We start from the raw sequence: 24,884 nt of genomic DNA on the forward strand, positions 1-24,884 counted from the left end.
GAAAGCGTCAAGCCGTGGGGTTGACTACCACGAGCAGGGGGAAGGCGCGTCGCTCGCGTTCCCCCGCTGAGCGGCGCGCCTTCCATGATTGGTTATTTGCTGCTGGTGGTTGTGGTGGGTTGGTTGGTGTGGTGGTGTTTGCGGGTGATGTGGTGGCTGGTGAGGGTGAGGGCGGTGAGGGTGGTGAGGGTGAGGAGGGTGGCTCCCGCGAGTTGTTGGGTGGGGGCGCCGCCTGCTTTGGGCAGGGTGTAGTAGTGGGTGTAGTCGTAGGTGAGGGTGTGGTTGGGTTGGGTGGCGCCGTCGAGGGTCCAGTGGATGGTGACGGTGGCTTGTCCTTCGGGGTGGGTTGGGCTGGTGGTGTCCCAGGTGTGGGTGGTGGGGTTCCAGGTGGGTGTGGGGGCGTTGGTGGGCTCGAAGGTGGTGCCGGTGATGGTGATGGCGCGTGTGGTTGGGGTGGGGGTGTGTCGTTCGGTGGTGGTGGTGTCGCCGAGTTGGCCGTAGCCGTTGGCTCCCCAGTTGTAGGCGTGGCCGTCCCTGTTGAGGGCGAGGCTGTGGTAGCCGCCGGCGCTGATGGCGGTCCAGGTGTCGGTGTTGTCGGCGGCCGGGCTGGCGGGCGTGGGTTGTCGTTGGTCGGTGGTGTTGTCGTCGCCGAGTTGGCCGTTGTTGTCGGCTCCCCAGTTGTAGGCGTGGCCGTCGCGGTTGAGGGCGAGGTTGTGGCTGTCGCCGGCGCTGATGGTTTTCCAGGTGGCGGTGTTGTCGGCGGCGGGGTTGACGGGCGCGGGCGTGCTGTGGGGGTTCGGGTCGTTGGCGCCGTCGCCGAGTTGCCCGTGGGTGTTGGCTCCCCAGCTGTAGGCGTGGCCGTCCGCGCGGAGGGCGAGGTTGTGGTAGCCGCCGGCGCTGATGGTTTTCCAGGTGGCGGTGTTGTCGGTGGCCGGGTTGACGGGGGCGGGCGTGTTGCGGTCGCTGCTGCCGCCGTCGCCGAGTTGGCCGTTGCTGTTGGATCCCCAGCTGTAGAGGCGGCCGTCGCTGCTGATGGCGAGGCTGTGGTAGCCGCCGGCGCTGACGGCGGTGAACCGCACGCCCGGGGGCGTGCTCACCCGCACGGGCGCGCTGCGGCTGGCGCGGGTGCCGTCGCCGAGCTGGCCGTTGAAGTTGTACCCCCAGGCGTAGGTGTTGCCGTCGGTGCCGATGGCCAGGCTGTGGAAGCTGCCCGCGCTGATTTGGGTGAACCGGAGGGGTTGGGGCGGGTCGGGTGGTGTGATGTGGACGGTGGTGCCGCCGGTGTCCGGGCCCCGGGTGGGGGTCATGGTGAACCGTGGGGTCCTCCATGTGGCGGTCAGGGTCAGGTCGTTTCTGACGGGTTGGGTGAAGTCCCAGGGGCTGCCGTCGGGTTTGGCCCACCCGTCGAACCAGTGGCCCGCCCAAACCGGGTCGGGGACCGGCCAGTTGATGGGCTGCGGGTCGTCCGGGTACGAGTACTGGCTGGCGGGCGGGGTTCCCGGCGCCCCGCCCAGTTGGAAGCTGACGGTGTACGGGGTGGCGTACGTGTAACGCAGGGTGACCGTGCCGGACTGGTATCTGGGGTTGGCGATGTTGCCGTTCACGTCGAGGCCGTCGAGATGGTAGGCGACGGTCACGTCGACGGCGCCCGGGGTGTGTTGGGGCACGTGCATGTCCCAGGCGCCGGTGGTGGCGTTGACGGTCTTACTGGTGACGCTTGCCCCGCCGAAGGCGACGCCGTCGATCACATACCGGGGCGTGAGCACCGGCGCGGGCTTGCTGTGGTCGTTGGTGGTGCCGTCGCCTAGCTGACCGAACCGGTTGTATCCCCATGCGTAGGCGTGGCCGTCCGAGTCGAGGGCCAGGCTGTGACTGTTGCCTGCGCTGATGGTTTTCCAGGTGTTCGTGGGGTTGCCACTGGAGGGCGTGCTCACCGGTGCGGGCGTGTGTTGGTTGCCGCCGGTGCCATGGCCCAGCTCGCCTTCGCTGTTATTTCCCCATGCGTAAGCGCTGCCGTATGTGTAGGTGTTGCCGTCTGAGCCGATGGCCAGGCTGTGCCAGTAGCCTGCGCTGATTCGGGTGAAGCGCACGCCGGCTGGCGTGCTCACGCGCACGGGCGTGCTGCGTAGGTTGGGGGTGCCGTCGCCCAGTTCGCCTTCATTGTTGTAACCCCATGCATAGGTGTAGTTGTCCGATCCGATGGCCATGCTGTGCCCCCAGCCTGCGCTGATTTGGGTGAAGGTCACGCCGGCTGGCGCGTGCACGCGTACGGGCTGGTTTCGCTGGGTTATGGTGGTGCCGTCGCCCAGCTTGCCGTAGTAGTTCTGTCCCCAGGCGTAGGTGTTGCCGTTCGAGTCGAGGGCCAGGCTGTGATTGTCGCCTGCGCTGATTCGGGTGAAGCGCACGTTGGTTGGTGGGGCTGGCGGTGTCAGCGTGGCCATGGCGTCTTGGTTGGCGGGGCCTTTGGTGGGGGACAGGGTGAAGCCGTCCACGGTTTGCGAGGTGGGGGCTCCTGATCGGGTCAGGTGGTTGGGTTCAGCGTGGGCGGGCCGGGCCGCCGAATTACCCCCCCCCCCAGGAGGATCATGGCCAGGGCCGCGAATGCGGCGCTGGCGGCGCGGAAACGACTCATCACCCCTCCAAAACAGGCCCATATATGTTGATTGCGGGTTGGAATGCGGCGGACCTAGCTCCTCAACCGATCCGAACGCGTGAAAACCCCTTCACTGGACTGGGCTCCCAGTGTAGCAGCCAAACCACCCGACAAAAACAGTTGGCGGGCCAGAGAACGTTACGAGCGGACCACAGGCGGGGCCAGCTTGCCGGTGGTGAGGGGGAGCGCCTGTCCGTTGCAAGGGCTGAGAGAAGGTGGCGTAGCGCAAGGTGGGCGAGGGGCTCCTCCCCAAAGGCGAAGAGCTCCTCCCCAAAAAATTGATTACTCGTGTCCGCTCCGATGGGGCCGTGGTCAGTGGGTCGAGCACGAAATCGTAGCGGCGGATGAGATGGTCAAATCGTTCCAATCCGCGTAGGGCGCCGTCCCCGTATGAGCCGACTTGTAGGCCAGCGTTGGCAGGAGCCGTTGTGAAGACTCCGCATACCCCTCCTCCCGTAACCGAAGATGTGTCGCGTTGAAACCAGGTGACCCCTCGCTTTCGTCCAGCGACCCGCCCCCGGGGATAATATTAAGGAAACCGCGGCGTCTGAGACTGGGAGGTGGGGGGCATGAGGATCCTGATTCAACCGGCGACGCTGCTGGGGATTATCCTGGCTGGCTACCTCTTCAAACGCTTAAGGCTCTTCCGCGAGCGCGACTACCGAGTCCTCCAGACCGCCGAATTCAATCTGATCCTGCCTGGAGCCATCATCTACTCATTTGCCACCAACCCCCACCAGGTGAGCTTCCTGCTGCTGTCCGCCTTCGCCGTGCTGGCCGCGCTGCTGCCGCCGCTGGGCGTCTACCTGACCACCCGGCGTACGCCCGCGGACCGGCGCGCCTTCCTGATGCTCAACACCTCCGGCTTCAACATCGGCTGCTTCTGCTTTCCGCTCCTGCAAACACTGATAGGCTCGGCGGCCTTGGTGCCCGCTGCCATGTTCGACCTGGGCAACGACGTGATGGTGGCGGCAGGCACTTCGGTCATGACCCAATCGCTCCTGCACATCGAGCCCGGCAGGCCGCTGTCCGAGCAAGGGGAGGTGGACGCGCCGGTCATGCCCAGGCCGCGCTCGGACGACCCGGACGTCCGGCGGCTGCGGCGCAAGGCCCTGCTGGTCGGCATTGGTAAGGGGTTCTTCGGTTCGGTCTGCTTCGATGTGTACCTGCTGATGGCGTTGATGATGCTGCTGGGTCTGAACCTGCCTAGCTGGGTGGCGCAGGTGACGCAGCCCTTTTCCGGGGCGAACGCGCTGGTCTCCATGCTGATGGTGGGGATGCTGATGGAACTGCCGGACGGACGCGGTGACATCAAAGCCGTGGGGCAGGTGCTGGCCTGGCGGCTGCCCTTGGGGCTGATCTTCGCCGTGGCCGCATGGTTCCTGCTGCCTTTCGACCCGGTGGTGCGCGAGGCCATCGCCCTGTGCTGCTTGTCTCCCACCGCCATTTTCGCCACCATGTTCACCGATAAGGTGCTGGGCAACGCCCGCCTGGCCGGCTTCACCCTGGCCCTCACCGCTGTAATCAGCACCGTCGCTATGGTCGGCGCGCACCTGTTGACCGCGGCCCTGTAAGCGCCCGGCTGGCCTGGGGGCGGAGGGGGCATGAAAAACGCCCCCGACCGGGGCTCTGCAAAGCCGGCCGGGGGCGAGAATTGTACAGTTCGCGGGGACCCGGGGAATCAGCGGTACTGCATGCCGCCGTCTACGATGATGGTCTGACCAGTCATGTAAGCGGACTTATCGCTGGCCAGGAAGGAGATCACGCCAGCCACGTCGTCGGGGTGCTCCAGGCGCTGCATGGCGATTGAATCCACCATGCCTTTCAAGTTCTCGCCCTTGGGCTTGCCGTTCAGCTTGCCCATCTCCTCGTCGATTTGGCCCCACATGGGTGTATCGACCACGCCGGGGGCGTAGCCGTTGACGGTGATACCCCTGGGCGCTAGCTCCTGGGCGGCGGTCTGGGTCAGGCCGCGCACCGCGAACTTTGCCCCGGAGTAGGCGCCGAGAATCGGGAAGCCCTCGAAGCCAGCAATGGAGGAGGCGGAGATGATGCGGCCGTGCTTCTTGCCCAGTTCCTCGAACTTGGCCGCAGCCGCCTGGATGCCGTAGACGACGCTGAAGATGTCAACGCGCGCCATAGCCTCTAGCTGCTCGGTGGTGATTTCGGTGAAGGGGGTGACCTGGCAGATGCCCGCGTTGTTGACCATCACGTCGAAGCCGCCCAGCTGGTCCGCGGCATCGTCGACCAGGCCGAAGACCTCGTCGCGCTTGGACACGTCAGTCGCCCGGAAGAAGGTCTTGCGACCCTCCGCTTCGATCGCGGCGATCGTCTCCTGGGCGGTCTGCTCTTGCTGCTTGAGGTCGGCGACGGCTACGTCGAACCCGTCCTTGGCAAGCTGGATGGCGATGCTACGGCCGATTCCTCGGGCTGCGCCGGTCACTACAGCTACTTTTGGCTCTGACATCCATGTCTCTTTTCTATCCGCGCCAATGGCGCTTCATTCGCGCCGCACAAGCACGCGACGCACAAGTCGGAGGACTCTGCGACGTCCTCCATCCCCTTTTCGTGACTTTATCATGCCGCCTGAGGGCGCGTCAATCCGTATACGGGGCACGGCGCTGGGGAGTCACATTGTGAGACGGGAAAAGCAAAAAGCCTGGAGCTCGTGTTATTCTTCTGCATGTCGGATCGCCAAATCATGACATTACATAGGAGAACTATGCACGAGCTGTTCAGGCTCAAAGAGAATGATACCACAGTTTCTACAGAGGTGGTAGCCGGCATCACCACCTTCTTCGCGATGGCGTACATCATCGCGGTCAACCCCTCGGTCCTGTCCACGGCGGGGATGCCCTGGGGGGCCGTCTTCATCGCTACGATCATCGCCGCCATCATCGGCACCCTGGTCATGGGCCTGGTGGCGAACGTGCCCTACGGCGTGGCTCCGGGGGTCGGGCTCTGCGCCTTCTTCACCTTCACCGTGGTCAAGGGGCTGGGCTTCAGCTGGCAGGAGACCCTGTCGATGGTCTTCATCTGCGGCGTGCTGAACATAATCGTCACCGTCACCAAGCTGCGCAAGATGATTATTCGCGCGATTCCGCCCGTCCTCCAACACGCGATCGGCGGCGGCATTGGCGTGTTCATCGCTTACGTAGGCCTGCTCAACGTTGGCATCATCAAGTTCAGCCCTGACAAGTCCTCCGCGGCCGGCGCCAACCCCAGCCTGGCCACCTTCAACACGCCCTCGGCGATCCTATTCGTCATCGGTCTGGTGCTGACGATCGTCCTGATGGTCTGCAAGTTCAAGGGCCGCTGGGCTTTTCTCAACAAGGCCTCTTTCGTCATCGCCATCATCGTGGTCACCCTGATCGGCATCCCCATGGGGGTGACGACCGCCGCCCGCTCGGTCAACCTCGGTCAGGCCTCCTCCCAGCTGCCGCAGACCTTCCTGGCCATCTTCACTCCCGCCGGATTCCCAGCCCTCTTCTCCGACCCGGCCAAACTGCCGATCGTGTTGGTCACCATCTTCGCCTTCTCCCTGTCCGACACCTTCGACACAATCGGCACCTTCGTGGGCACCGGCCGCCGTTCGGGCATCTTCTCCGAGGCGGACGAGCGGTCCTTGGAGTCCGGCCATGGCTTCTCCTCCAAGATGGACAAGGCCCTGTTCGCGGACGCCACGGCCACCTCGATCGGCTCCCTCTTCGGCACCTCGAACACCACCACTTACGTGGAGTCCGCATCGGGCATAGCCGCAGGCGGGCGCACGGGCCTGACCTCGGTGGTCATCGCGGCCTGCTTCGCCCTGTCCGCCCTGTTCGCTCCGCTCGTCTCCGCGGTGCCCTCGGCAGCGACCGCCCCCGTCCTGGTCATCGTAGGATGCATGATGATGTCCACGTTCGGCGAGATTGACTGGACCGACCTGTCCGAGGCCATCCCCGCCTTCTTCTCCGCCATCTTCATGGGCTACTCCTACTCGATCTCCTACGGTGTGGCCGCTGGCTTCATCACCTACTGCCTGACCATGACCTGCAAGGGTAAGGCCAAGCAAGTCCATCCGATCATCTGGGGCGTAGGCGCCCTGTTCATACTGGACTTCGTCCTCCAAGCCATCTTCTAAAGCAGCGTTGGATGTACGCACGAACGCCCACCCGGGCTTCACTTGGGTGGGCGTTCACTGTATAAGGGCCAGGGGACCGCCGGCGCTCCCGGCGTGCGGGGCCTGGGCACCGGTGTCGAAGGGATACAGGCCGCCTTTTGGCAGGTTGAAACCAGAACCTAGGGGAGGGGAGGAGCAGGGGGCGCACCGGGCGTCCCGGCATCCGGCAAGCCCAAGGGCGCAGCGGATGGATACGTACGATCTGCCTGTTCACCCGGCGACCGCTTGCCCCTGCGCGGGCTCCGTGATTCCCCGATTGCTTTCGCAGCCCCCCACCCCTTCCCCTGGATGCGTGGAAAGCTCGCTGACATACGACGAGGGCCCGTCCGCGCGATGCGGACGGGCCCTCGTCATACGGAGTGGTTTAGTACCAGCCGGAGGCTTGGGACTTAGCCCAGGCGCCGCAGGGGGTGCCGTAGCGGCTGGCGATGTAGCCCAGACCCCAGTTGATCTGCACGTTGGCGTCGCTCTCCCAGCCTGGGCCCATCTTCGAGCCAGGCAGGGCCTGGGGGATGCCGTAAGCGCCCGAGGGGTTAGCGGCGTTCGTGCGCCAGCCGGACTCCTTGTTCCACAGCTGCACCAGGCAGGTGAACTCTCCCTCGCCCCAGCCGCGGGAGAGGACCAGCCCGTGCGCCAGCGCCTGGGAATCACCGACCGGAGCTGTGGTGGAGGACCCAGCCGAAGCGCTTGGGGCGCTTGCCGAGCCGCTGCCGGTGCCGACCAGGATGACCTTATCGACCGGGGCCTGCTTGACGAAGGAAGCGAAGATGTTCGAGGAAAGGCTCTTGCTGCCTGCCTTGGTGATCAGGGAGGTCGTCTCCATGACGCCGTTCTGGCCCTCGGTCTTGACCTTGCGGGTGCCAGCGGGCAGGGAGTCGGTCCTCTCCTCGATCGTGTTGAAGGGGATGGCGGAGTCTTCGCTCTTGACCGAAGCGTCAGCGCGCTCGATCTCGATGGTCGTGGACTCGTTCACCTTCGTCTGCAAGGAGGGGGTGACCTGGTCGCCAGGATCCAGTGTGATGTCGCCGGCGTCCAGCACCGACTTGACCGTGGTGAAGTGGTCGCCCAGGATGACCCGCTTGACCCCGTTGATCTTCACGCTCACGTAGGAAGTGCCGGAGTCGGAACCGCCGCTCCCACGGTTGAGAGCCTTGCGCACATTATCACGCGAAACCTCTGCTGACCCGTTCTCGGTCGCGGAGAAGGCGGTCGCGCCGGGATTGGGTGCCCGGTTCTGGGACTGGTGGAAAGTAGTCGTGGCGATGCCGATGCCAACCAGCATGACCACCGCGGAGCACCCCGCGATGACCCGCATCCACTGACGTTTGGTCAGCGCTTTCAGCCCTGCCGTTCGCTTCTTGCGATGCGACGCCATTACGCTCCTTCAACTTTGCTTGCAAATCCTCGGCGGCCGGTGCGCGCTCCAAACGCGAACCCATCCGCGTCAGCCCACGCTCTTGACTACAGGGTCAACGGACCAAAACTCCGCCGGTACACATTCTCGACGTATTTTAGCTCGCGCGCAGTCATCTGTACAGCTCGGAGGTCGAAGGGCCGGGGCGCGTTCACTTCCCGGCGGGCTCCTCGGCGTCCTCATCGAGCTTGACTTCGCGGGCCTGGCGGATCACGTCGTCCAGGTCGGAGGCGCGCAGGGCGCCAGCCTGCTTGAAGATGATCTGGCCCTGCTTGGCGATCATCAGCGTGGGGACCGCCTGGATGTCCGCAGCGGCCGCCAGATCCTGGTTCTGGTCGATGTCGACCTTGCCGAAGACGATGTCGCTGTTGGCCTCGGAAGCCTTCTGGAAGATGGGGCCGAAGGCCTTGCAGGGGCCGCACCAGGTGGCCCAAAAGTCCACGAAGACCAGGTCGTTGCGCTCGATGGTGTCTTGGAAGTTCTGTGCAGTAAGGGTTACCGTCGCCATAATTGCTCCTTTTGTCGGGCCTTGGCTCTTTCCGAAGCAAACCAATCCTTCACCACCAGCATTCCATCAGGCTTGGAAGATAAGCTCTTGGCTCACTCGCCGCGCAGCCGCATCCGGGCTTGAAAGGTCCGCCCGGGGGCAGGATAATGGGGGCATGCCAGTGCTACATGACGAGATACCCGACGACTCGGACTTCGACGCGGGCCGGACCAGGGGCGAGTTCTCCAACATCACGCCCGAGGACTTCATCCGCGGCTCAGGCCGGGGCAACCCCCCGGGCTGGTTGGGGCCGGAGGAGATAGAGTGGGCCCGTCGCAGGATGCCCATGCCTTACGTGGAGGTCGTGCCAGCGCGCACCGACGCGACCGGGCGGGTGGTCCAGGTGGGCACCCTCCTGTGCGTAGGCGACGACGGGAGCATAGAACGCACCCTGATCACCGGCCGTGTGCTCTACCACGAGTCCATCCGCGAGGCCCTGGCGCGCAACATCTCCAAGGACCTGGGCGAGCTGGCCCTGCCCGAGCTGCCGGTCGGCATTCAGCCCTTCACCGTGGCCGAGTTCTTCCCCACGCCGGGCGTGTCGGAATTCCACGACCCCCGCCAGCACGCGATCGCCCTGTGCTACCTGGTGCCGGTCGCCGGGGATTGCAAGAGCCAGGACGAGACGCTGGACGTGGAGTGGGTGGAGCCCCACTCGGACATGCTGGACACGTTCGCCAGCCAAATGCCCGGCGGGCATGGCAAAATCCTCAGGCAATCGCTCGCCTGGGCCGGGGTGCTCTGAGCGATCCCGCGCAAGACGCGGCCGGTCGGCGCTTAGGGATGGGCGCGGTCGTTTGGGCGGGGCATAGGGCGGACCGTGCGGCAGGGGAAGTCCCCAGCAGGCCCTATATCGGTAACGGAATCGAGTGGTCCCCCGGCTCAGCGGGACACGGGCCCACGAGGGCATATACAGGGCGGCGCAGAGCGTAAATGAAGAGAAGGTCAAGCATGAAGATTGCCAACCACGCCTACCGTGAGGAAGGGGAGGGAACCCCGATCGTGCTTCTCCACGCCTTTCCTGTGGACCATCGGATGTGGGACGAGTGCGCCCGCCTGCTGATTGATCGCGCGGACCGGGCTGGGATGGAGCCCTTCCCGGTCTACGCGCCAGACATGCCCGGCGCCGGCGACAGCCCTGTGCCCTCGGCTCAGGAGAGCGGGCCGACCGATCCAGACGGCGCCTACAGCCAGGCCCTGGACCGCATGAGCGAGGCGTACGCGGACCTGCTGACCTCGCTGGGGCACCGGGAGGCCATCTGGGTGGGGCTGTCGATGGGAGGATACCTGGCGGAGGCCCTGGTTCGCTTGCGCCCGCAGATGGTGGCGGGCTTGGCCCTGTGCGACACGACCGCCGACGCGGATAAGCCCAGCTCGCGCGCCAACCGCCTGCATGTGGCCGCCCAGGCCGAGCGGGAGGGCAACGTGCATGCCGTGATGAGCTTCGCCCAGTCCGGTCCGGGTGACTCCACCATCAAGCGTTCGCCTGAGTACACGGCCCGTTTCACCGGCTGGGTCCAGGATCAGAGCCCGGAGGGCATAGCCTGGCGGCAGCGGATGGCGGCCGGACGGCCTGACCAGCGCGCAATCCTAAGCCAGGTACGCGTCCCCGCCGCTGTGGTTTGCGGGGAATTGGACCCGTCCAGCCCCCCATCCTCCATGCAGGCCATTGTGGACACGCTGAGGCCAGCCGACCCTTCCTTCACCGCCATAGCCGACTGCGGACACTTCAGCGCCGCCGAACGCCCCGACCGCGTGGCGGACGCCCTGCTGGCCCTGGCGCGCCGCGTGGCCGACCGCCGTGCCAACCACTGAGACACACTGAGACAGGAAAGGCCTCCCTTGCAACCTGATCAAGCGTATTTCTCCCCCCTCGCACTGACCAGTGCCCTGACCTTTTTACCCCTGGCCCAATCCCAGCTGGATTACCGCACCGAGTTGCGCGGCCGGTCCGACCTCTTCCGTCACTTGTGCGGCGGCGGGAGGGTGCGGGTCGTCCTGGTTGATGGTGAGCGCATGGCTCTGCCTGCGCGCAGTCTGGAGAGCAGCCGGGTCGGCGGAGGCCAGCTGCGTCTGGCGGCCCTGGCCGGCGAGTACCTGCCCAGCGGCCTGGCACCCAGCCAGGACCGACCCAGCGCCCTGTACTTCCTGGGCTCGCTGCGCGGTGAGCACTGGTTTGCCTTGGATTTGGGCCTGGCCCGGCGGCTGGCTGATGACGGACAGGGCTCCCGGGAAGGTTCGGCCTTCCTGGACAAGGCCGGCGGCCGCTTCGACTGGATTGGCCTGTACGCCTTCGCCCCACGGACCAGCGGGCGCGACGCGGGACTGGCCACCTCCGCACTGTCTTTGGCCGCTTGGCACAGCCGGCAGAAGCACTGCCCCAACTGCGGGGCCCCGACCTGGCCTGACCAGAACGGCTGGGCCCAGCGCTGCGAGGGCGAGGGGCAGGGGCGGGTGCTTTTCCCCCGGGTCGAACCGGCTGTCATCACCTCGATTGTGGATAGCCAGGACCGCCTGCTCCTTGAGCACAACACGGCCTGGGATCCAGGTTTCTACTCCCTGTGCGCCGGGTTCGTGGAGGCGGGCGAGAACTTGGAGCACGCGGTGCGGCGAGAGGCTATGGAGGAGCTGCGACTGCCCCTGGGCGAGGTGCGCTACCTGGGCTCGCAGCCTTGGCCCTTCCCTGCCTCGCTGATGGTGGGGTTCAAGGCCTTGGCCCTGGGCTCGGACATCCACGTGGACGGGCAGGAGACCGAGGACGCGCAGTGGATGACGCGCCAGGAGTACGCAGAGGCGCTGGCGTCTGGTCGCATGACCCCGCCAGGCAAGGCTTCGATAGCCCGTAGCATGGTTGAGCAGTGGTACGGGCGCCCGCTGTAAGCGTGGGGACGGTCGTCGCAGGGTTTACGCGGCGCCGCGGGGCCAGGGGATGGGCCCGTGGGGTGAGCGGGTGGAAGAGGCGCCAGCCTTCCGCAGGCCGGGGTCCTTGGTTTATAATTGAATCAATTGGAAAGGTTATCGAAAGGTGAGCTATGGCCGACGACATGCATGGTAACACGCAGAATTCGTCTTATGGAGCTCAGGACGCCTACGCGGGCATGGATGCATATGCGGGGGCAGTAAGCCCAGGGGAACGCACAACGGTCATTCCACCTTTGCCCACCGGGTTCGGCTCGGCTCCGGCGATACCGGTGGGGTCCTACCCGGAGGGCATGGTCCAGGACGCCGCTGCGACAGGCGTGGCCAATGGCATGGGAACGCCAGGTATGGACGCTACGGTCACCGTGCCGGTCTTCCAGAACGCCTACATGCAGCCATCCGGTCCAGAGGACTTCGGCATGGACGGGGGAGCCCTGTCCGGGGTGTCCGGGGCCCAAATCGCGGACGAACCACGCAAGCGCCGTATTTGGCCGTTTGTACTCCTGGGGCTGCTGGCGGCCTTGATTATCGCCCTGACCGGTGGGTACTTCGGTGCGCGCTCGTACTACAGCCACAGGGCGGCCCCAGGCATCAGCTTTGGGGGGCAAAGCGTAGCAGGCAAGGACGCTGGCCAGCTCAAGGATCTGGTGGTTTCCAAGACCGCTGATACGCATATGACCCTGACCGACGGCAAAGGCGGTCGGGCCGCGGCCTCGCTCAAGGACCTTGGGGTCAAGGTCGACGCCGACAAGACCGTGTCGGCGCTGCTGGGCGCCAAGAGCGGCAGCGACTTCGCTCGTATCAACCCCTTCCAGCGCCAGTCCGTGCCTCTGTCGTACTCGCTCGACCAGGTGAAGATGAACGACTACCTGACCAAAGCCTTTGTGAGCAAGGATCAGCAGGCTGTGCCCTCCACCATCGCTTTCGACGACGGCTCCAAAACCTTCACGGTCCAGGAAGGCAAGAAAGGGCGCGCCCCGCAGATGGACTCGGTCAAGAAGGCCGTGAACCGCAGCGCCGAAGAGCCTGGTGGCGCCCAGTCCGTAGCGATCAGTTACCACGATGTGGACATGCCCATCACCCGCGACGTGGCCACGCAGGCCGCCTCCGAGGCCAACAAGCGTCTGGCCACGCCGATGGCGATCGATAACGGGGCTGGCGACCAGTTCACGGTGCCCACCGATCAGGTGGCCCAGTGGATCAAGCCCCAGACCGACTTCGACAAGGGCACGATGGCCCTGGCCTACGACCAGGACGCGGTCAAGGCTTACGCGGCGACCGAGCTGCCCGCCAAGCTCAACAAGAACATGGTGACCGAGAAGAACGTCAAGAACACCAAGGGCGACGTGGTGGCCGTGACCACCAAAGGTGTCGATGGCGTCAAGATCAAGGACACGGACGCCACCGCCGCGCAAATCATGAACCAGCTGCAAACTGGCCAAATCGCGCCGATCAAGGCTGCGGCTGACATAGAGCAGCACAAGGAAGAGACCCGTACCGCCCGCTATGACGTGCCTGATGGCGACATGTGGGTGGAGGTCAACCTGTCCACCCAGACGGCCACCGCCTACAAGGGAACCACCCCGGTCAAGACCTTCCTGATTTGCTCGGGCCTGCCGCGCAACGGCGACGAGTCCGACCCGGGCACCTTCTTCATCAACATCCGCTACGATGTGCAGACCATGCGCGGTCCAGGCTATGTCTCGCCAGGCGTGCGCTGGGTCTCCTACTACAACGGTTCCGAAGGTTTCCACACAGCGGCCTGGAACTACGATGCGATCGCCCACGGGGACGCCGCCAACCGTGGCTCCCACGGCTGCATCAACATGTATGAGCAGGACGCCAAGTGGATTTACGACAACTGCCCGGCTGGCACGATGGTCAAGGTCATCGGTTCTCAGCCGACCGCGCCGGTGCGCTGAAACCGCGCGCACAGCAGAAGCATATACCAGAGGGCAGGGGGCCGGGCTGGCGTCTGCGGTCCCCCTCCATGTAGGGTAGAGTCATGACAGCATCTCAGAAGAACTCGGAGCGATTGAGCCTACCCGAGCAGTTGCACTATTCACAGGACCACGTGTGGTTGGATGACTCCAGCTCACCGGCGGTGCTCGGCGTGACCGAGTATGCGGCCGAACAGTTGGGCGACCTGGTCTTCCTGGACCTGCCTGAGACCGGCGCCCACGTGGAGGCGGGCGACGAGATCGTCGAGCTGGAGTCCGCCAAGGCCGTTGAACCTTTGGTCTGCCCGGTAGCCGGCACGATTGCCTATGTCAACCGGGCCGCCGCCGACGATCCTGGTGTAATTAACTCCGACCCTTACGGTGAGGGGTGGATTCTGAAGCTGGAGTTGGACGACGATCAGCCTGATTTGATGAGTGCCGACGAGTACGGCAAGCTGATCGACTTGGCCCAGTAAGCCCAGCCAGCAATGGTAGGCAGCTCAGGCGGAGGGGCCCGAAGCGCCAAGAAGAGCGGGGCTAAGGCGGCTCGTAAGCCCATCCGGGCCCGCCATGTCGCCACCTCATTCGACGCGGCCTCCCCTCGGGAGCGTTTCGAACGACAATCCTTGCCGGTGCGCTTGGCGAGGATGGGATTGACCACCGGATTCGACATTTGGGTCCGGCTTTCAACCGCATGCTGCCGGCGCTTGGGTTGGCATCCTCGCGTGGACCCTTATGTGGGCTACGGAACCGAGAGCTACTCCCGGTTGATCTGCAGGACCGTCCTAGCCCCTCCCGGCTCTTTGGCCGGCTCTCTGAGCCGGGGAATCCGCGCCGCCTTGACCGTACCCGCCCCCCGCACCAGGGTGAAGATAGCCATTGATAGCACGCCTATCGAGACCGTTCAAGTCGGGGACTCCGAGCTCTACGATGCCCCCGACTCCCGACGCAACAGGAGCAGCCGCTACGCCTTGTCCGACCGATCCGGCTTCCTGGACCTGGTGGCCGAGCACAGCTTGGCCCCTGGCCCGCATTTCGTGACCTACCGTGTGGATGGCCGGCCTCTCGTTCCCGGCCCCCTCTACACGGTGGCCTCCTCCACTGGAATCGGCGTGATTTCGGACGTGGATGACACAATCATGATCACCCAGGTGCCCAGCATGTTCAAAGCCGCCTACAACATGCTTCTGGCCAACCCAGTCAAGCGCGCGTCGGTGCCCGGGATGAGCGTGCTCTACAACCGGATCAACGACCTTTCCCCAGGTATGCCCTTCTTCTACCTGTCCGCCTCCCCGTGGAACGTGGAGCGCACGATCCGCCGCTTCTTGGAGGACCACGGTTTCCCACGAGGCCCCCTCCTCCTGCGCGACCTGGACCCGAGGCCTAAGACTTTCGTGCCCTCGGCTGTGCAGCACAAGCACGAGTTCATCCAGCAGCTGATGGCCGACTTCCCGCATATGCGCTTCATCCTCTTCGGCGATGACGGTCAGACGGACCCGGCCACCTACGCGCAGGTGGTCAAACGCTACCCGGGACGGGTGCTGGCCATCGGCATCCGACGGTTGAGCTCACGCGAGGCCGGCCTGGGCGTCCCGGGCCGTTCCAGCGCCGCGTCGGTGCCCGAGATGGACGTGCCGGTCTTCTACGGGTCCACCGGCGCCAACCTGATGAAGACCATGTTGCCCTACCTGGAGCAGGCTCGCCGGGACGGACGCTTATAATCGGCTCATGACTTGCCCAAACTCAGCACCACCAGCCTTCCCCCAGCCGCCGGCGACCCCCAGCCGGCCCCACCTGCGCCAGGTCCACGGCGATGCCTTCAACGACCCCTATGAATGGCTGCGAGACAAGGACGACCCCGCCGTCCAGACCCTGATCAAGAATCAGAAAGCCTACTGCCAGGCCCGCCTAGCCCCGCTCTCAGGGCTCAAGGGCCAGCTCTTCGACGAGCTGAAATCGCGGGTGGAGCAGACCGACATGTCGGTGCCCACAAGGATTCACGGTTACTGGTACTTCGCCCGCACTCAGGAGGGGTCCCAGTACGCGGTCCAGTGCCGTCTGCCGGTGGTCGATCCCGATGACTGGGAGCCGCCGGTGGTCAATCCTAAGGGTCAGTCAGGCTCCCTTCCGGGGGAGGAGGTCTTCTTCGACGCCAATAAGGAGGCCGAAGGCCACGACTTCTACCGCTTGGGCGGCTTGGACTTGAGCGAGGACGGTCGCCTGCTCCTCTACTGCGTGGACACCAGGGGCGACGAGCGCTACGACCTGCGCCTGCGCGACTTGTCCAGCGGCGCCGACCTGCCCGACCGGATCGATCAAGTGTCCTCCGGCCCCGTCCTCACTCCGGACCGCCGCTGGGTCTTCTACGCCAAGGTGGATGAGGCCTGGCGTCCCTACTCGGTTTGGCGGCACGAGGTGGGCTCCAGCGCGGCAGATGATGTGTGCGTGTTCACGGAAGCGGATGAGCGCTTTTGGGTGGGCGTGGGCCTGAGTTTCGATGAGAGCCAGCTGGTGATTGGGACCAGCTCCAAGACGACCAGCGAGGTCCTCCTGCTCCCCTTGGACAACCCGACCGGCGAGTTCAGGCCTTTCATCCCCAGGCGCGAGGGGGTGGAGTACGACGTGTCCTTCGCTTCCTTCCTCGGGGCGGGGCCTGGTGGGGCCAACCTGCCGCTGGCTCTGGTCTACCACAACGCCGATGACCCGAACTTCAGCGTCCACCTGATTGACATGTCCGCCCACCAACCGCCTTACAGCCTGTCTGAAGGCACGGTGCTGGCCCAGGGCAGCCCCTACGGGTGCGAAGCCGCTCCTGAGGGTTTCCAAGGCCCGGTTGACCAGCCCTACCGGGACCCGGTCAACCCGGCCATCCTCCAGGGGGCTCGCGGGCTGAGCATCGAAGGCGTGGCCATCTATGAACGGTTCGCCCTGCTGGGCTACCGGGCCGACAGCTTGATGCGCCTGGCCGTCATCCCCATCGAACGGGCCATCGAGGACTACCGGGCTGGCCGCCCTTGGCGCTTCCGGGAGGTCAAGCCCGCCGACGGTTGGGAGGACCGGGTCTGGGCGGTAGCCGCCGGTGACAACCCCTCCTACCAGGCCCCGACCCTGCGCTATACGGTCGCTTCTTACGCCAAGCCCGCCGAGCTGCGCGAACTGGACCCGGCGAGCGGGCATGACCGCCTGCTCAAGCGCGCCAAGGTGCTGGGCGACTTCGATCCCGCCTCCTACGGGGAGCGGCGGGTCTGGGTTCAGGCGCGCGACGGGGCCCAGGTCCCGGTCTCCTTGGTCTGGAAGCGTGGCCTGGTGCCCGGCATGGACCAGGCCGGTCCCGAGGGGCTGACCCGGTTGACCTTGAGCGCGCCTGGCGACCTGCGCTCGATGCCCTGGCCTCGGCCCGCCCAGGGCGCCGAATCTGGAGCCGACGCGACCGTGAAGCCAGCCGCTGCCGTCGCTGGGCAGGGTTCGCCTCTGTTCATCACTGGTTACGGGGCGTATGAGATCGCCTCCGACCCTGGCTTCTCGGTCGGTCGCCTGAGCCTGCTGGACCGTGGGGTCCTCTACGCTTGCGTGCACGTTCGCGGCGGCGGTGAGATGGGGCGCGCCTGGTACGAGCAGGGCCGCAGGCTGTCCAAGCGGCACACCTTCGAGGACTTCGTGGACGCCACCGCCGCCCTGCAAGCGGCGGGATGGGCGGATCAGACGCGCACGGTGGCCGAAGGAGGCTCGGCTGGCGGCCTGCTGGTCGGCGCGGTGGCGAACATGGCCCCACAGCTTTACGCGGGAGTCGAGGCGGACGTGCCCTTCGTCGACGCTCTGACCTCGATTCTGGACCCCTCCCTGCCGCTGACCGTGACCGAGTGGGACGAGTGGGGCGACCCCTTGCACGATGAGGCCGTCTACCGGTACATGAAGTCATACAGCCCCTACGAGAACGTGCCCGACAAGGCCGAGCGCCTCGCCAGCTTCGGCAGCGAGCACTTCCCCCGTGTGATGGCCACCACCTCCCTGAACGACACCAGGGTCCTGTACGTGGAGCCGCTCAAGTGGGCGGCCCGCCTTCAGGAGAGCGCCGTCGGGGCGGATGCGATCGTGAAGGTGGAGAGCGAGGGCGGCCACGGGGGAGCCTCCGGTCGCTACCGGCAGTGGGAGGAGCTGGCGGAGGAGAACGCCTTCTGCCTGTCCATCCTGCGGCCTGATTTGGTTTGAATGGCTGCCAGGGGCGGCTTTCAGGCGGCCTGGCGGCTATAGTTGGAACCAGGGAAGAGAAGAAGTGAGACCGGGGTCCCAAGGCCTCTGTCCGCCTTGTGCGCGCAAGACGATGCATACAGGGTGCAGAGAGAATCAAAGGTGGGCGATGAGCGGAAAGCACGCTGAAGGTAATAAGCAGTCTCCCAAAGCGCGACAGGTGTCCTCAGCGCACGATGCCGGGGTGAGGGCCGGCCAAGGCGGCAGTGCGCAACCAAGCGCGACGGTCAGCGGTCGGACGGATGCCCGGCTTTGGGCTCAACCCTCGCAATCACAGCAGGAGTCAGAGGCTCCTTCAACTTCGCCCTTCTCCACGCCCACAGCCGCGCCTTCGGCCGTCCATGCAGGCGCGCCGGGTCAGGCGAGCCCAGGCGCCGATCAGTCTTTCCGCCCCGCTTGCAGCCAAGCGGCTCCCTACGGTCAGAGACCTGGAGGATTGACACCGGACGGGTTCTCATCGGCTGAATCTCCGGCGGGTGCTTCGGCGCTCGCGGAAGCCGGGTGGCCTTCCCAACCCCAGGTGGGGTGGCCGGTGCCTAACATGCCGTCGGCGACTACGCGGCCATCGCCTCGGCTTGCTGCTGCCCCTAGCACACAAGCGAATACCACCGAGAATGACTCCGATGCCGTCGCTGCGAGCTACGGCGCCGACCAAGAGGGATTGGCGGGCCCCGGCTTCCAGGCACCGGCTTATGCCCCGTCCTCATCCTCCCGGGAACCGACTGAATGGCCCCAGCAGGGCGTCCAGTCGCCTTGGGCTCCGTCAGCACCCGCCCAGCAAAGCCAGTCGGCTCCCTCGGCCCAGGCAGGTCCTTCAGCGGGCTACAGCGCAAACGCTGACGTTCAACCGCGCCACCCTGAGGCCCTTCAGCCGGGGTTCGCCCAACCCGGCTCCTCGCAGCCGGCCTATGGCCAGCCAAGCGTGAATCAGCCCGCCTACGCCCCTGCTTACGGACGGCCCGGTTACGCCCCCCAGCCGAGTTACCCACAAGGGGTCCCGTCTCCAGCAGCCGGCCAGGGCTGGTCGCCGTACGTCCAGGAGCAGCCTCGCCAGTCCCACAGCAAGCTGGTGGCCGGCGTATTGGGCATCTTTTTGGGCGTGTTCGGCTTGCAGAACTTCTACTTGGGCAACACCGGCCGGGGCGTGGCCCAGCTGATGATCTCCTGCGTGGGCGTTTTCTTCTTCTTCAGCGGGCCCATCGTCTCCTGCGCGTGGGGCATCCTGGAGGGAATCCTGATTCTGATCTCCAAACCGGGTTCCCGCCGCCATCAGGACGCGTACGGGGTGGAGCTGATCGACTGACCGCAGTTGAGGGGAGGGGCCATGGCCCTGGGCACGCCGCAATCCTACCGGGGGGAATGCAAACTGCCGGCAGGCAAGTTGACGGCAGTGACGATTCGTTTGCAACGCGGCCCCGGCCTGTCCGACCAGCCCTCAATTGGCTCCTGCCGCATCAACGGAGACTTCTTCCTGGAGGATGACTCGGGTCACTCCAGTCTGATCGGCGATTTGGAACAAGCGCTGCTGGCGATGGCCCCACCGGTCGCTGAGCGGGCGGTGGAGGGAAAGCTGAGCGGCCTCATCGCTGCCCACCCTGGAAGCCACCTGATTGGGGCCAACGCCCATACGCTGACCGTGGCTTACATACGCGCGCTGCGCTTGGCCGGGCTGCAACCCGCTGACGCGGCACCGCCACGCCGCCGACCCCCTAGGCCCAGCGGCTTCGTGCGCGTGCAGGACTTGGATTCCTACCGGGTGGACGACCTGATGGACCGCTGGCGGCGCCTGCCGTTGCGCATATGCGTTGACACGCCCCGGCCCCCGGCTGAGCAAGCGGCCCTGGACCTGGCCCTGACCGAGGCGGTGCGCGACCGTGTGGAACCGGCCACCCTGCGCATCTGGAACCTGTCGTCGCCGGCCGTCATGATTGGGCGCTTCCAGTCCCTCTACTCGGAGGTGGACACGCGGCAGGCCAGGAGGATGGGCGTGCGCGTGGTGCGGCGGGTGACCGGGGGAGGGGCCATGTTCGCCTGGCCTTCCGACGTGATCACCTACTCCCTGAGCCTGCCTTCCGAGTTCGCTCACGGCTTGGAGCGATCCTGGACCTACCGGCTCAACGACCTATGGCTGCTCGAAGGCTTGGGCCACCTGGGAGTCGAGTCCGGATGGTCCGGCATGAACGACATCGCCTCGCCCAACGGCAAGATAGGTGGAGCCGCCCAGCGCTGGCTGCCGGCCGCAGGCAAGCGCTCGGGGGCCATCCTCCACCACACGATGCTCTCCTACCGGATTGACGCCGGGGCTATGTCGCGCGTGCTCAACGTCTCCCCGGAGAAGCTGTCCGACAAGGCCGTGCGCTCGGTCCAGGCGCGCGTGGACCCCCTGGCCTCCCGGACGACCCTGGGCCGCGCCCAGTTGACCGACGCCCTGCTGGCTAACTTGATGGCCATGTCGCCCCGCGCGACCCTGGCTCAGCTAGGCTCGGGGGTGGTCTCCCGGGGCCGCGAGCTGGCCTCTGAACGCTTCGCCCAGGAGGACTGGACGACCAGTATCGTATGATGGTTAAGGACTACCCTCCCGCTAGGCGGCTTCGGAGGGCTCCGGGCCCGTATGAGTCATGCGTATGACAGCGGAAGGCGGCGTCCGGCGAGTTCAATGTAGATTCGTGAAGCGAGACAGAAAGTTGGTCGGCGGTGGTTCGTAAGGTCAACGAGATAGCCAACGAGGACAGCGCCCTGCTGCTGACCCCGCTGTTCGAACAGGTTCCGCGCAGTGAGGCGGATCAGCTCCTGGGCGCTCTGAAGACGTACACACTGCCTAAAGGGGCCTCGATTTTCCGCCAGGGCGATACCGACCACCGCATGTACATGCTGGAACGAGGGCGGGTTAAACTGGTTCGCCAGTCCAGCGATCACCGCGTCCAGCTGCTGAGCATCCACGGTCGCGGTGAGATTCTGGGCGAGATTCCGGTCTTCGACCCCTCCGGCGGGCCCAGGACGGCCTCGGCGGTCGTCATGGTCAACGACACCAAGGTGGCGGCCTTGGAGCGCGACGACCTATTCACTTGGCTCAACCAGCACCCTCGAGTGGCCGTGGACATGCTCCAGGTCCTGGCGGGCCGGTTGCGGGCCAACAATGAGCGCATATCCGACCTGGTCTTCATGGATGTGCCGGGCCGCCTGGCCAAGACCCTGATTGACCTGGCCACCCGCTTCGGCGAGCCCTTTGAGAAGGGGCTGATGGTGCCCCACGACTTGACCCAGGAGGAGCTGGCCCAGCTGGTGGGCGCCTCCCGGGAGACCGTCAACAAGGCCCTGATGGACTTCTCGAACCGGAAGTGGATTTCTCGTAAAGGTCGCACGATCATCATCTACCATCCGGGCGCTCTGATTCGCCGTTCCCGCATGTGAAACCGCGCTGGCGGTCGCTTGTGAACCGGCGGCGCGGGTGTCGGGGCAGGTAGAGCCGGAGTTCTAGGATGGAAGACATGCCTGAAAACAAGAAGTCGATGACGGTTCACCGCTTTCTCTCGCTCCTATTGGCTTATGTGGTCTTCTGCCTGGCGGGCGGAGTGGTGGTCTCAGGTTTCCTGCTGCCCGGCGTCTATGGGGTGAACGCGGCCGCTAAGGCCATGATGCCCTCGCTGAGCGTGGAGAACGTCGATTTCAATGCGAACGACTTGCCCCAGCAGTCCCGGCTCTACGCCTCGGACGGGCACACGGTGCTGGCCACCTTCTACGCGCAGAACAGGGTGGTCGTGCCGCTCAAGCAGGTCTCCGACCCCATGCAGAAAGCCGTCGTGGCCCGTGAGGACCGCCGCTTCTTCGAGCATTCAGGAGTGGACACCCAGGGCGTCTTGCGCGCCTTCATCCAGACCTACGTCAAGCAGGGCGACACCCAGGGCGGATCTTCGCTGACCCAGCAGTACGTGAAGAACGTGCTGATGAACCAGGCCGAGGAGAACAACGACCCGATCGCCGAGTACCACGCGCGCGAGGAGACGATCGCCCGCAAGATGCGCGAGATGCTCATTGCCGAGCAGATGGAGAAGAAATACTCCAAGGCCGAAATCCTCCAGGGTTACTTGAACATCGCCCAGTTCGGCACTAACACGTATGGGGTGGAGACCGCGGCCCGGCGCTACTTCAACAAGTCCGCCAAGGACCTGGACGCGGGGGAGGCGGCCACCATCGCCGCTGTGACCAAGAACCCAGCCAAGTTCGACCCAACGGTGGACCCCAAGGCCTCGCAGGAGCAGAGGGACACCGTGCTGGATCTGATGGCCCAGGAGGGCTACATCAGCCCCGCTGAGAATAGCGAGGCCAAGGCTAAGCCCCTGGAGCAGACCCTCCACGTGCAGAATGTGGACGCTGGCTGCCAGGCCGCAGGCGACGCGGCCTTTTTCTGCGACTATGTGACCAAGCAGATCCTCAACTCGAAGGAGTTCGGCAAGTCCCAGGAGTCGCGTAACAAGCTTTTGAAAGAGGGCGGGCTTGACATCTACACCACGATGGATGTGAACGCGAACAACGCGGCTATGCACGCCGCGCGTTCCACGATCCCGGTCGAGGACCCCTCCGGCTTCGAGGTGGCTATCGCGGCCATTAAGCCGGGCACCGGCGAGGTGCTGGGCTTCGGGCTCAACCGCATTTACGACGCGACCGAGAACTCCGGCGGCGGCACGCGCACGGCCATCAACTATGCGGTGGACCAGGTGGACGGCGGCGGCTGGGGCTTCCAAGTGGGCTCAACCTGGAAGCCAATCAATATGGTGGCCTGGATGAAGGCCGGCAAGTCGATTAACCAGGCCCTGCGCACCTCGACTTCCTATCCCAAGAGCTCCTTCAACTGCACCGGTTCGGACGGCCAGCAGTACGGCTTCGGCACTGATTCCTGGCACGTGGAGAACTCCGGAGGCGGCACCACCAGCCCCGAGTCCCCCCTGCAGGGCCTGGTCCGCTCCCACAACACCACCCAGGCTTCGATGGCCCAGCAGATCGGCCTGTGCTCGATCGCGGACACTGCCCAGGAGATGGGCTACCGTAATTCGCCCAAAGACCAGATGGACGTCCACTCGACCAACTCCTTCCAGCCGACCATGACCATCGGGTCCTCCTCCGCCTCCCCGCTGACCATGGCGAACGTATACGCCACGATCGCGGCCAAGGGCGTGGAGTGCTCTCCGATTGCCATCAAGCGGGTGATCGATAAGCGGGGCAAGCAGATTCAGGTGCCTTCGGCCAACTGCCACCAGGCCATTGACCCGGCCATAGCCGAGACCACCGCTTACGCGCTCAACCAGGGCGTGGTCCAGCCCGGCGGCGAGGCGAACACGACCCAGCTGGACGGCGGCCGCAAGACCTTCGCCAAGACCGGCACCAACGAGGACACCTACATGCTCACCGGAGGTTTCGTGCCTCAGGTGGCCTCCTACGTGGCCGTGGGCAACGCCGAGGGCTCGGTCTCCTTCAATGGCAAGACCATCAACGGGGTCTCCCGTGGGTCTTGGTACGGCATGTACATCGCCACGCCTGCCTGGAAGGCCTTCATGAACAGCTATCTGAGCGCGGCCGGCATCCCTGCGGACAACAGCTACGGCAACCCCGACCCCAGGTACACGTCTGGAGCCCAGCCTCAGGCCCAGAACGGGCAGCGGCAGCAGCAACCGCTACAGCAGTCGGCCCAACCGCAACGCCAATGAAAGCGCTGGCTTAGGCGGGTCCGCGAGCCGAGCGCTGAAGGGGGTGCGTGGCTCAGTTCGGCGGAGCACGATTGCGTTAAGAAAGCCGAGGTTGGGTCGTGGCGGAAGATTCAGGGACGTTCAGCGGGGCACGCGCGCGGGAGTTCAGCGTTGACCGGCACGCTTCGTCGGGCGGGGTCGGAAACGGCCGTGCCCCCATACTCGGGCACTGCTGGACCTTGCGTGTCGACTGCAAGATGGGTCTGCCTGATCGGGCGGCGTCCTACCCCCAGGCATGCTTGCTCATCGCTTGCGGGGGCAAGCGATGAGCCCTTCACAAGCACGCGCCCAAGCGGCAGACGCCACCCACCCGCCCCGTTCCGGGCCTCAGGTGGATCTGGCGTCCGGGCGGGGGGTCCTGGTCGTCATGCCTACCTACAATGAGGCAGACAACATCGAGCGCACGGTCGGACAGGTCCTGGCCGCTTGTCCCCAGGCCAGGGTGCTGGTCGTGGACGACGCCTCGCCGGACGGCACCGGGCGTCTGGCCGACCGCTTGCGGGCCCAGGATGAGCGGGTCAACGTCATCCATCGGCAGGGCGCGCGCGGTCTTGGCCCCGCCTACCTAGCGGGGTTTGCTTGGGGGCTGGAGCGTGGATTCGAGGTCATCTGTGAGATGGATATGGATGGCTCCCACCGGGCCCAGGACCTGCCCCGCCTACTCGCCGTGCTGGAAGAGCGTCCCCAGGTGGCCCTGGTTATCGGCTCCAGGCGTGTGCGGGGTGGGACTACCGTCGGCTGGCCCTGGTACCGGGACGTGATTTCGCGGGCTGGCTCCTGGTACGCCCGCCATGCCTTGGACATCCGGGTGCGCGATGTGACCGCTGGCTTCCGCGCCTACAGGTCCTGGGCCCTGCGCGGGGCCGACTTTGAGAGGGTTGAATCCTCCGGCTATGTCTTCCAAATCGACATGCTGCGCCGGGTGCTTGACCAGGGGGGTATTGTGGTCGAAGTGCCAATCGTGTTCGTCGAGCGCACCCTCGGGTCCTCCAAAATGAGTCCGTCGATCGTGGCGGAAGCCATGCTTCGGGTGACTGCCTGGGGCTGGGACAGGGTGCGCAGGGGCCTGTGAAGGCTCGCCTGACGCCTGGGTAGCCGGCGGGAGCGCTGATCGACGTGTCGTTTGACCGTGCATGTTTGTGCGTTCGCTGGGTTGCTAAGGGCAGTAAGAGGCGCTGATGTGCGTTTCTCTCCTGGATGGTCGCATTTTCCTTATGGCTCTAAGGTCAAGAGCGGCGCGCTTTCGTGGGCCCGTGTCCG

At 65.5% G+C, this 24,884-nt stretch carries 18 protein-coding genes; 14 read left to right on the forward strand and 4 right to left on the reverse strand.

Annotation, left to right across the window (positions count from 1 at the left end):
• Positions 1-92: 92 nt before the first annotated feature.
• The gene (locus AB656_RS00240; RefSeq protein WP_158336149.1) at positions 93-2,441 is read right to left on the reverse strand and encodes an RCC1 domain-containing protein; all 2,349 of its coding nucleotides are present in this window, start codon (positions 2,439-2,441) and stop codon (positions 93-95) included.
• A 781-nt stretch (positions 2,442-3,222) separates the two neighbouring features.
• Between AB656_RS00240 and AB656_RS00245 the strand changes: the two genes are divergently transcribed.
• Complete coding sequence (locus tag AB656_RS00245; RefSeq protein WP_033504843.1) at positions 3,223-4,227, forward strand: AEC family transporter; 1,005 nt, start codon at positions 3,223-3,225, stop codon at positions 4,225-4,227.
• Positions 4,228-4,334: 107 nt separating this feature from the next.
• Here the strand turns inward: AB656_RS00245 and AB656_RS00250 are convergent, their stop codons facing one another.
• Positions 4,335-5,120 (reverse strand): acetoin reductase, encoded by a 786-nt coding sequence (locus tag AB656_RS00250; protein ID WP_033504842.1) that lies wholly within the window; start codon positions 5,118-5,120, stop codon positions 4,335-4,337.
• Positions 5,121-5,375: 255 nt separating this feature from the next.
• On the opposite strand from AB656_RS00250, the gene AB656_RS00255 reads away from it, so the two are divergent.
• Entirely contained in the window at positions 5,376-6,776 is a 1,401-nt protein-coding gene (locus AB656_RS00255) for an NCS2 family permease (protein ID WP_033504841.1), read from the forward strand.
• A 403-nt stretch (positions 6,777-7,179) separates the two neighbouring features.
• Here the strand turns inward: AB656_RS00255 and AB656_RS00260 are convergent, their stop codons facing one another.
• The gene (locus AB656_RS00260; RefSeq protein ID WP_033504840.1) at positions 7,180-8,190 is read right to left on the reverse strand and encodes an aggregation-promoting factor C-terminal-like domain-containing protein; all 1,011 of its coding nucleotides are present in this window, start codon (positions 8,188-8,190) and stop codon (positions 7,180-7,182) included.
• 190 nt (positions 8,191-8,380) lie between these two features.
• Positions 8,381-8,737 (reverse strand): thioredoxin, encoded by a 357-nt coding sequence (gene trxA, locus AB656_RS00265; protein ID WP_033504839.1) that lies wholly within the window; start codon positions 8,735-8,737, stop codon positions 8,381-8,383.
• 154 nt (positions 8,738-8,891) lie between these two features.
• Here trxA and AB656_RS00270 point away from each other — a divergent pair, with 154 nt between their 5' ends.
• The 12 genes from AB656_RS00270 (at position 8,892) to AB656_RS00325 (ending at position 24,696) form a co-directional block, all read left to right on the forward strand.
• Entirely contained in the window at positions 8,892-9,521 is a 630-nt protein-coding gene (locus tag AB656_RS00270; RefSeq protein ID WP_033504838.1) for an NUDIX hydrolase family protein, read from the forward strand.
• Positions 9,522-9,727: 206 nt separating this feature from the next.
• On the forward strand, positions 9,728-10,591 hold the full coding sequence (locus AB656_RS00275) for an alpha/beta fold hydrolase (RefSeq protein WP_051905180.1): 864 nt from the start codon (positions 9,728-9,730) through the stop codon (positions 10,589-10,591).
• A 27-nt stretch (positions 10,592-10,618) separates the two neighbouring features.
• Positions 10,619-11,656 (forward strand): NAD(+) diphosphatase, encoded by a 1,038-nt coding sequence (nudC, locus tag AB656_RS00280; protein ID WP_033504836.1) that lies wholly within the window; start codon positions 10,619-10,621, stop codon positions 11,654-11,656.
• A gap of 152 nt (positions 11,657-11,808) precedes the next feature.
• Positions 11,809-13,617, forward strand: a complete 1,809-nt coding sequence (locus AB656_RS00285; RefSeq protein ID WP_051905181.1) for a L,D-transpeptidase — start codon at positions 11,809-11,811, stop codon at positions 13,615-13,617.
• Positions 13,618-13,700: 83 nt separating this feature from the next.
• Entirely contained in the window at positions 13,701-14,111 is a 411-nt protein-coding gene (gene gcvH / locus AB656_RS00290; protein ID WP_033504835.1) for a glycine cleavage system protein GcvH, read from the forward strand.
• A 12-nt stretch (positions 14,112-14,123) separates the two neighbouring features.
• Positions 14,124-15,356, forward strand: coding sequence for an App1 family protein (locus tag AB656_RS00295; RefSeq protein ID WP_081924795.1), 1,233 nt, complete (start codon positions 14,124-14,126; stop codon positions 15,354-15,356).
• A gap of 7 nt (positions 15,357-15,363) precedes the next feature.
• A complete protein-coding gene (locus tag AB656_RS00300) occupies positions 15,364-17,844 on the forward strand; it encodes a S9 family peptidase (protein WP_034983051.1) in 2,481 nt (826 codons plus the stop codon).
• A gap of 961 nt (positions 17,845-18,805) precedes the next feature.
• Positions 18,806-19,186 (forward strand): TM2 domain-containing protein, encoded by a 381-nt coding sequence (locus AB656_RS08050; RefSeq protein ID WP_236681876.1) that lies wholly within the window; start codon positions 18,806-18,808, stop codon positions 19,184-19,186.
• Between the two features lie 21 nt (positions 19,187-19,207).
• Positions 19,208-20,443, forward strand: coding sequence for a lipoate--protein ligase family protein (locus tag AB656_RS00310; protein WP_051905183.1), 1,236 nt, complete (start codon positions 19,208-19,210; stop codon positions 20,441-20,443).
• 134 nt (positions 20,444-20,577) lie between these two features.
• Positions 20,578-21,294: a Crp/Fnr family transcriptional regulator gene (locus AB656_RS00315; protein ID WP_033504834.1), complete on the forward strand. Its 717-nt coding sequence runs from the start codon at positions 20,578-20,580 to the stop codon at positions 21,292-21,294.
• Between the two features lie 77 nt (positions 21,295-21,371).
• The gene (locus tag AB656_RS00320) at positions 21,372-23,585 is read left to right on the forward strand and encodes a transglycosylase domain-containing protein (RefSeq protein ID WP_033504833.1); all 2,214 of its coding nucleotides are present in this window, start codon (positions 21,372-21,374) and stop codon (positions 23,583-23,585) included.
• 406 nt (positions 23,586-23,991) lie between these two features.
• Positions 23,992-24,696, forward strand: coding sequence for a polyprenol monophosphomannose synthase (locus AB656_RS00325; protein WP_051905184.1), 705 nt, complete (start codon positions 23,992-23,994; stop codon positions 24,694-24,696).
• The last annotated feature ends 188 nt before the right edge of the window (positions 24,697-24,884 follow it).

The sequence above is a fragment of the Bifidobacterium actinocoloniiforme DSM 22766 genome (genome assembly GCF_001263395.1).
In the GTDB taxonomy this organism is placed as follows: domain Bacteria; phylum Actinomycetota; class Actinomycetes; order Actinomycetales; family Bifidobacteriaceae; genus Bombiscardovia; species Bombiscardovia actinocoloniiformis.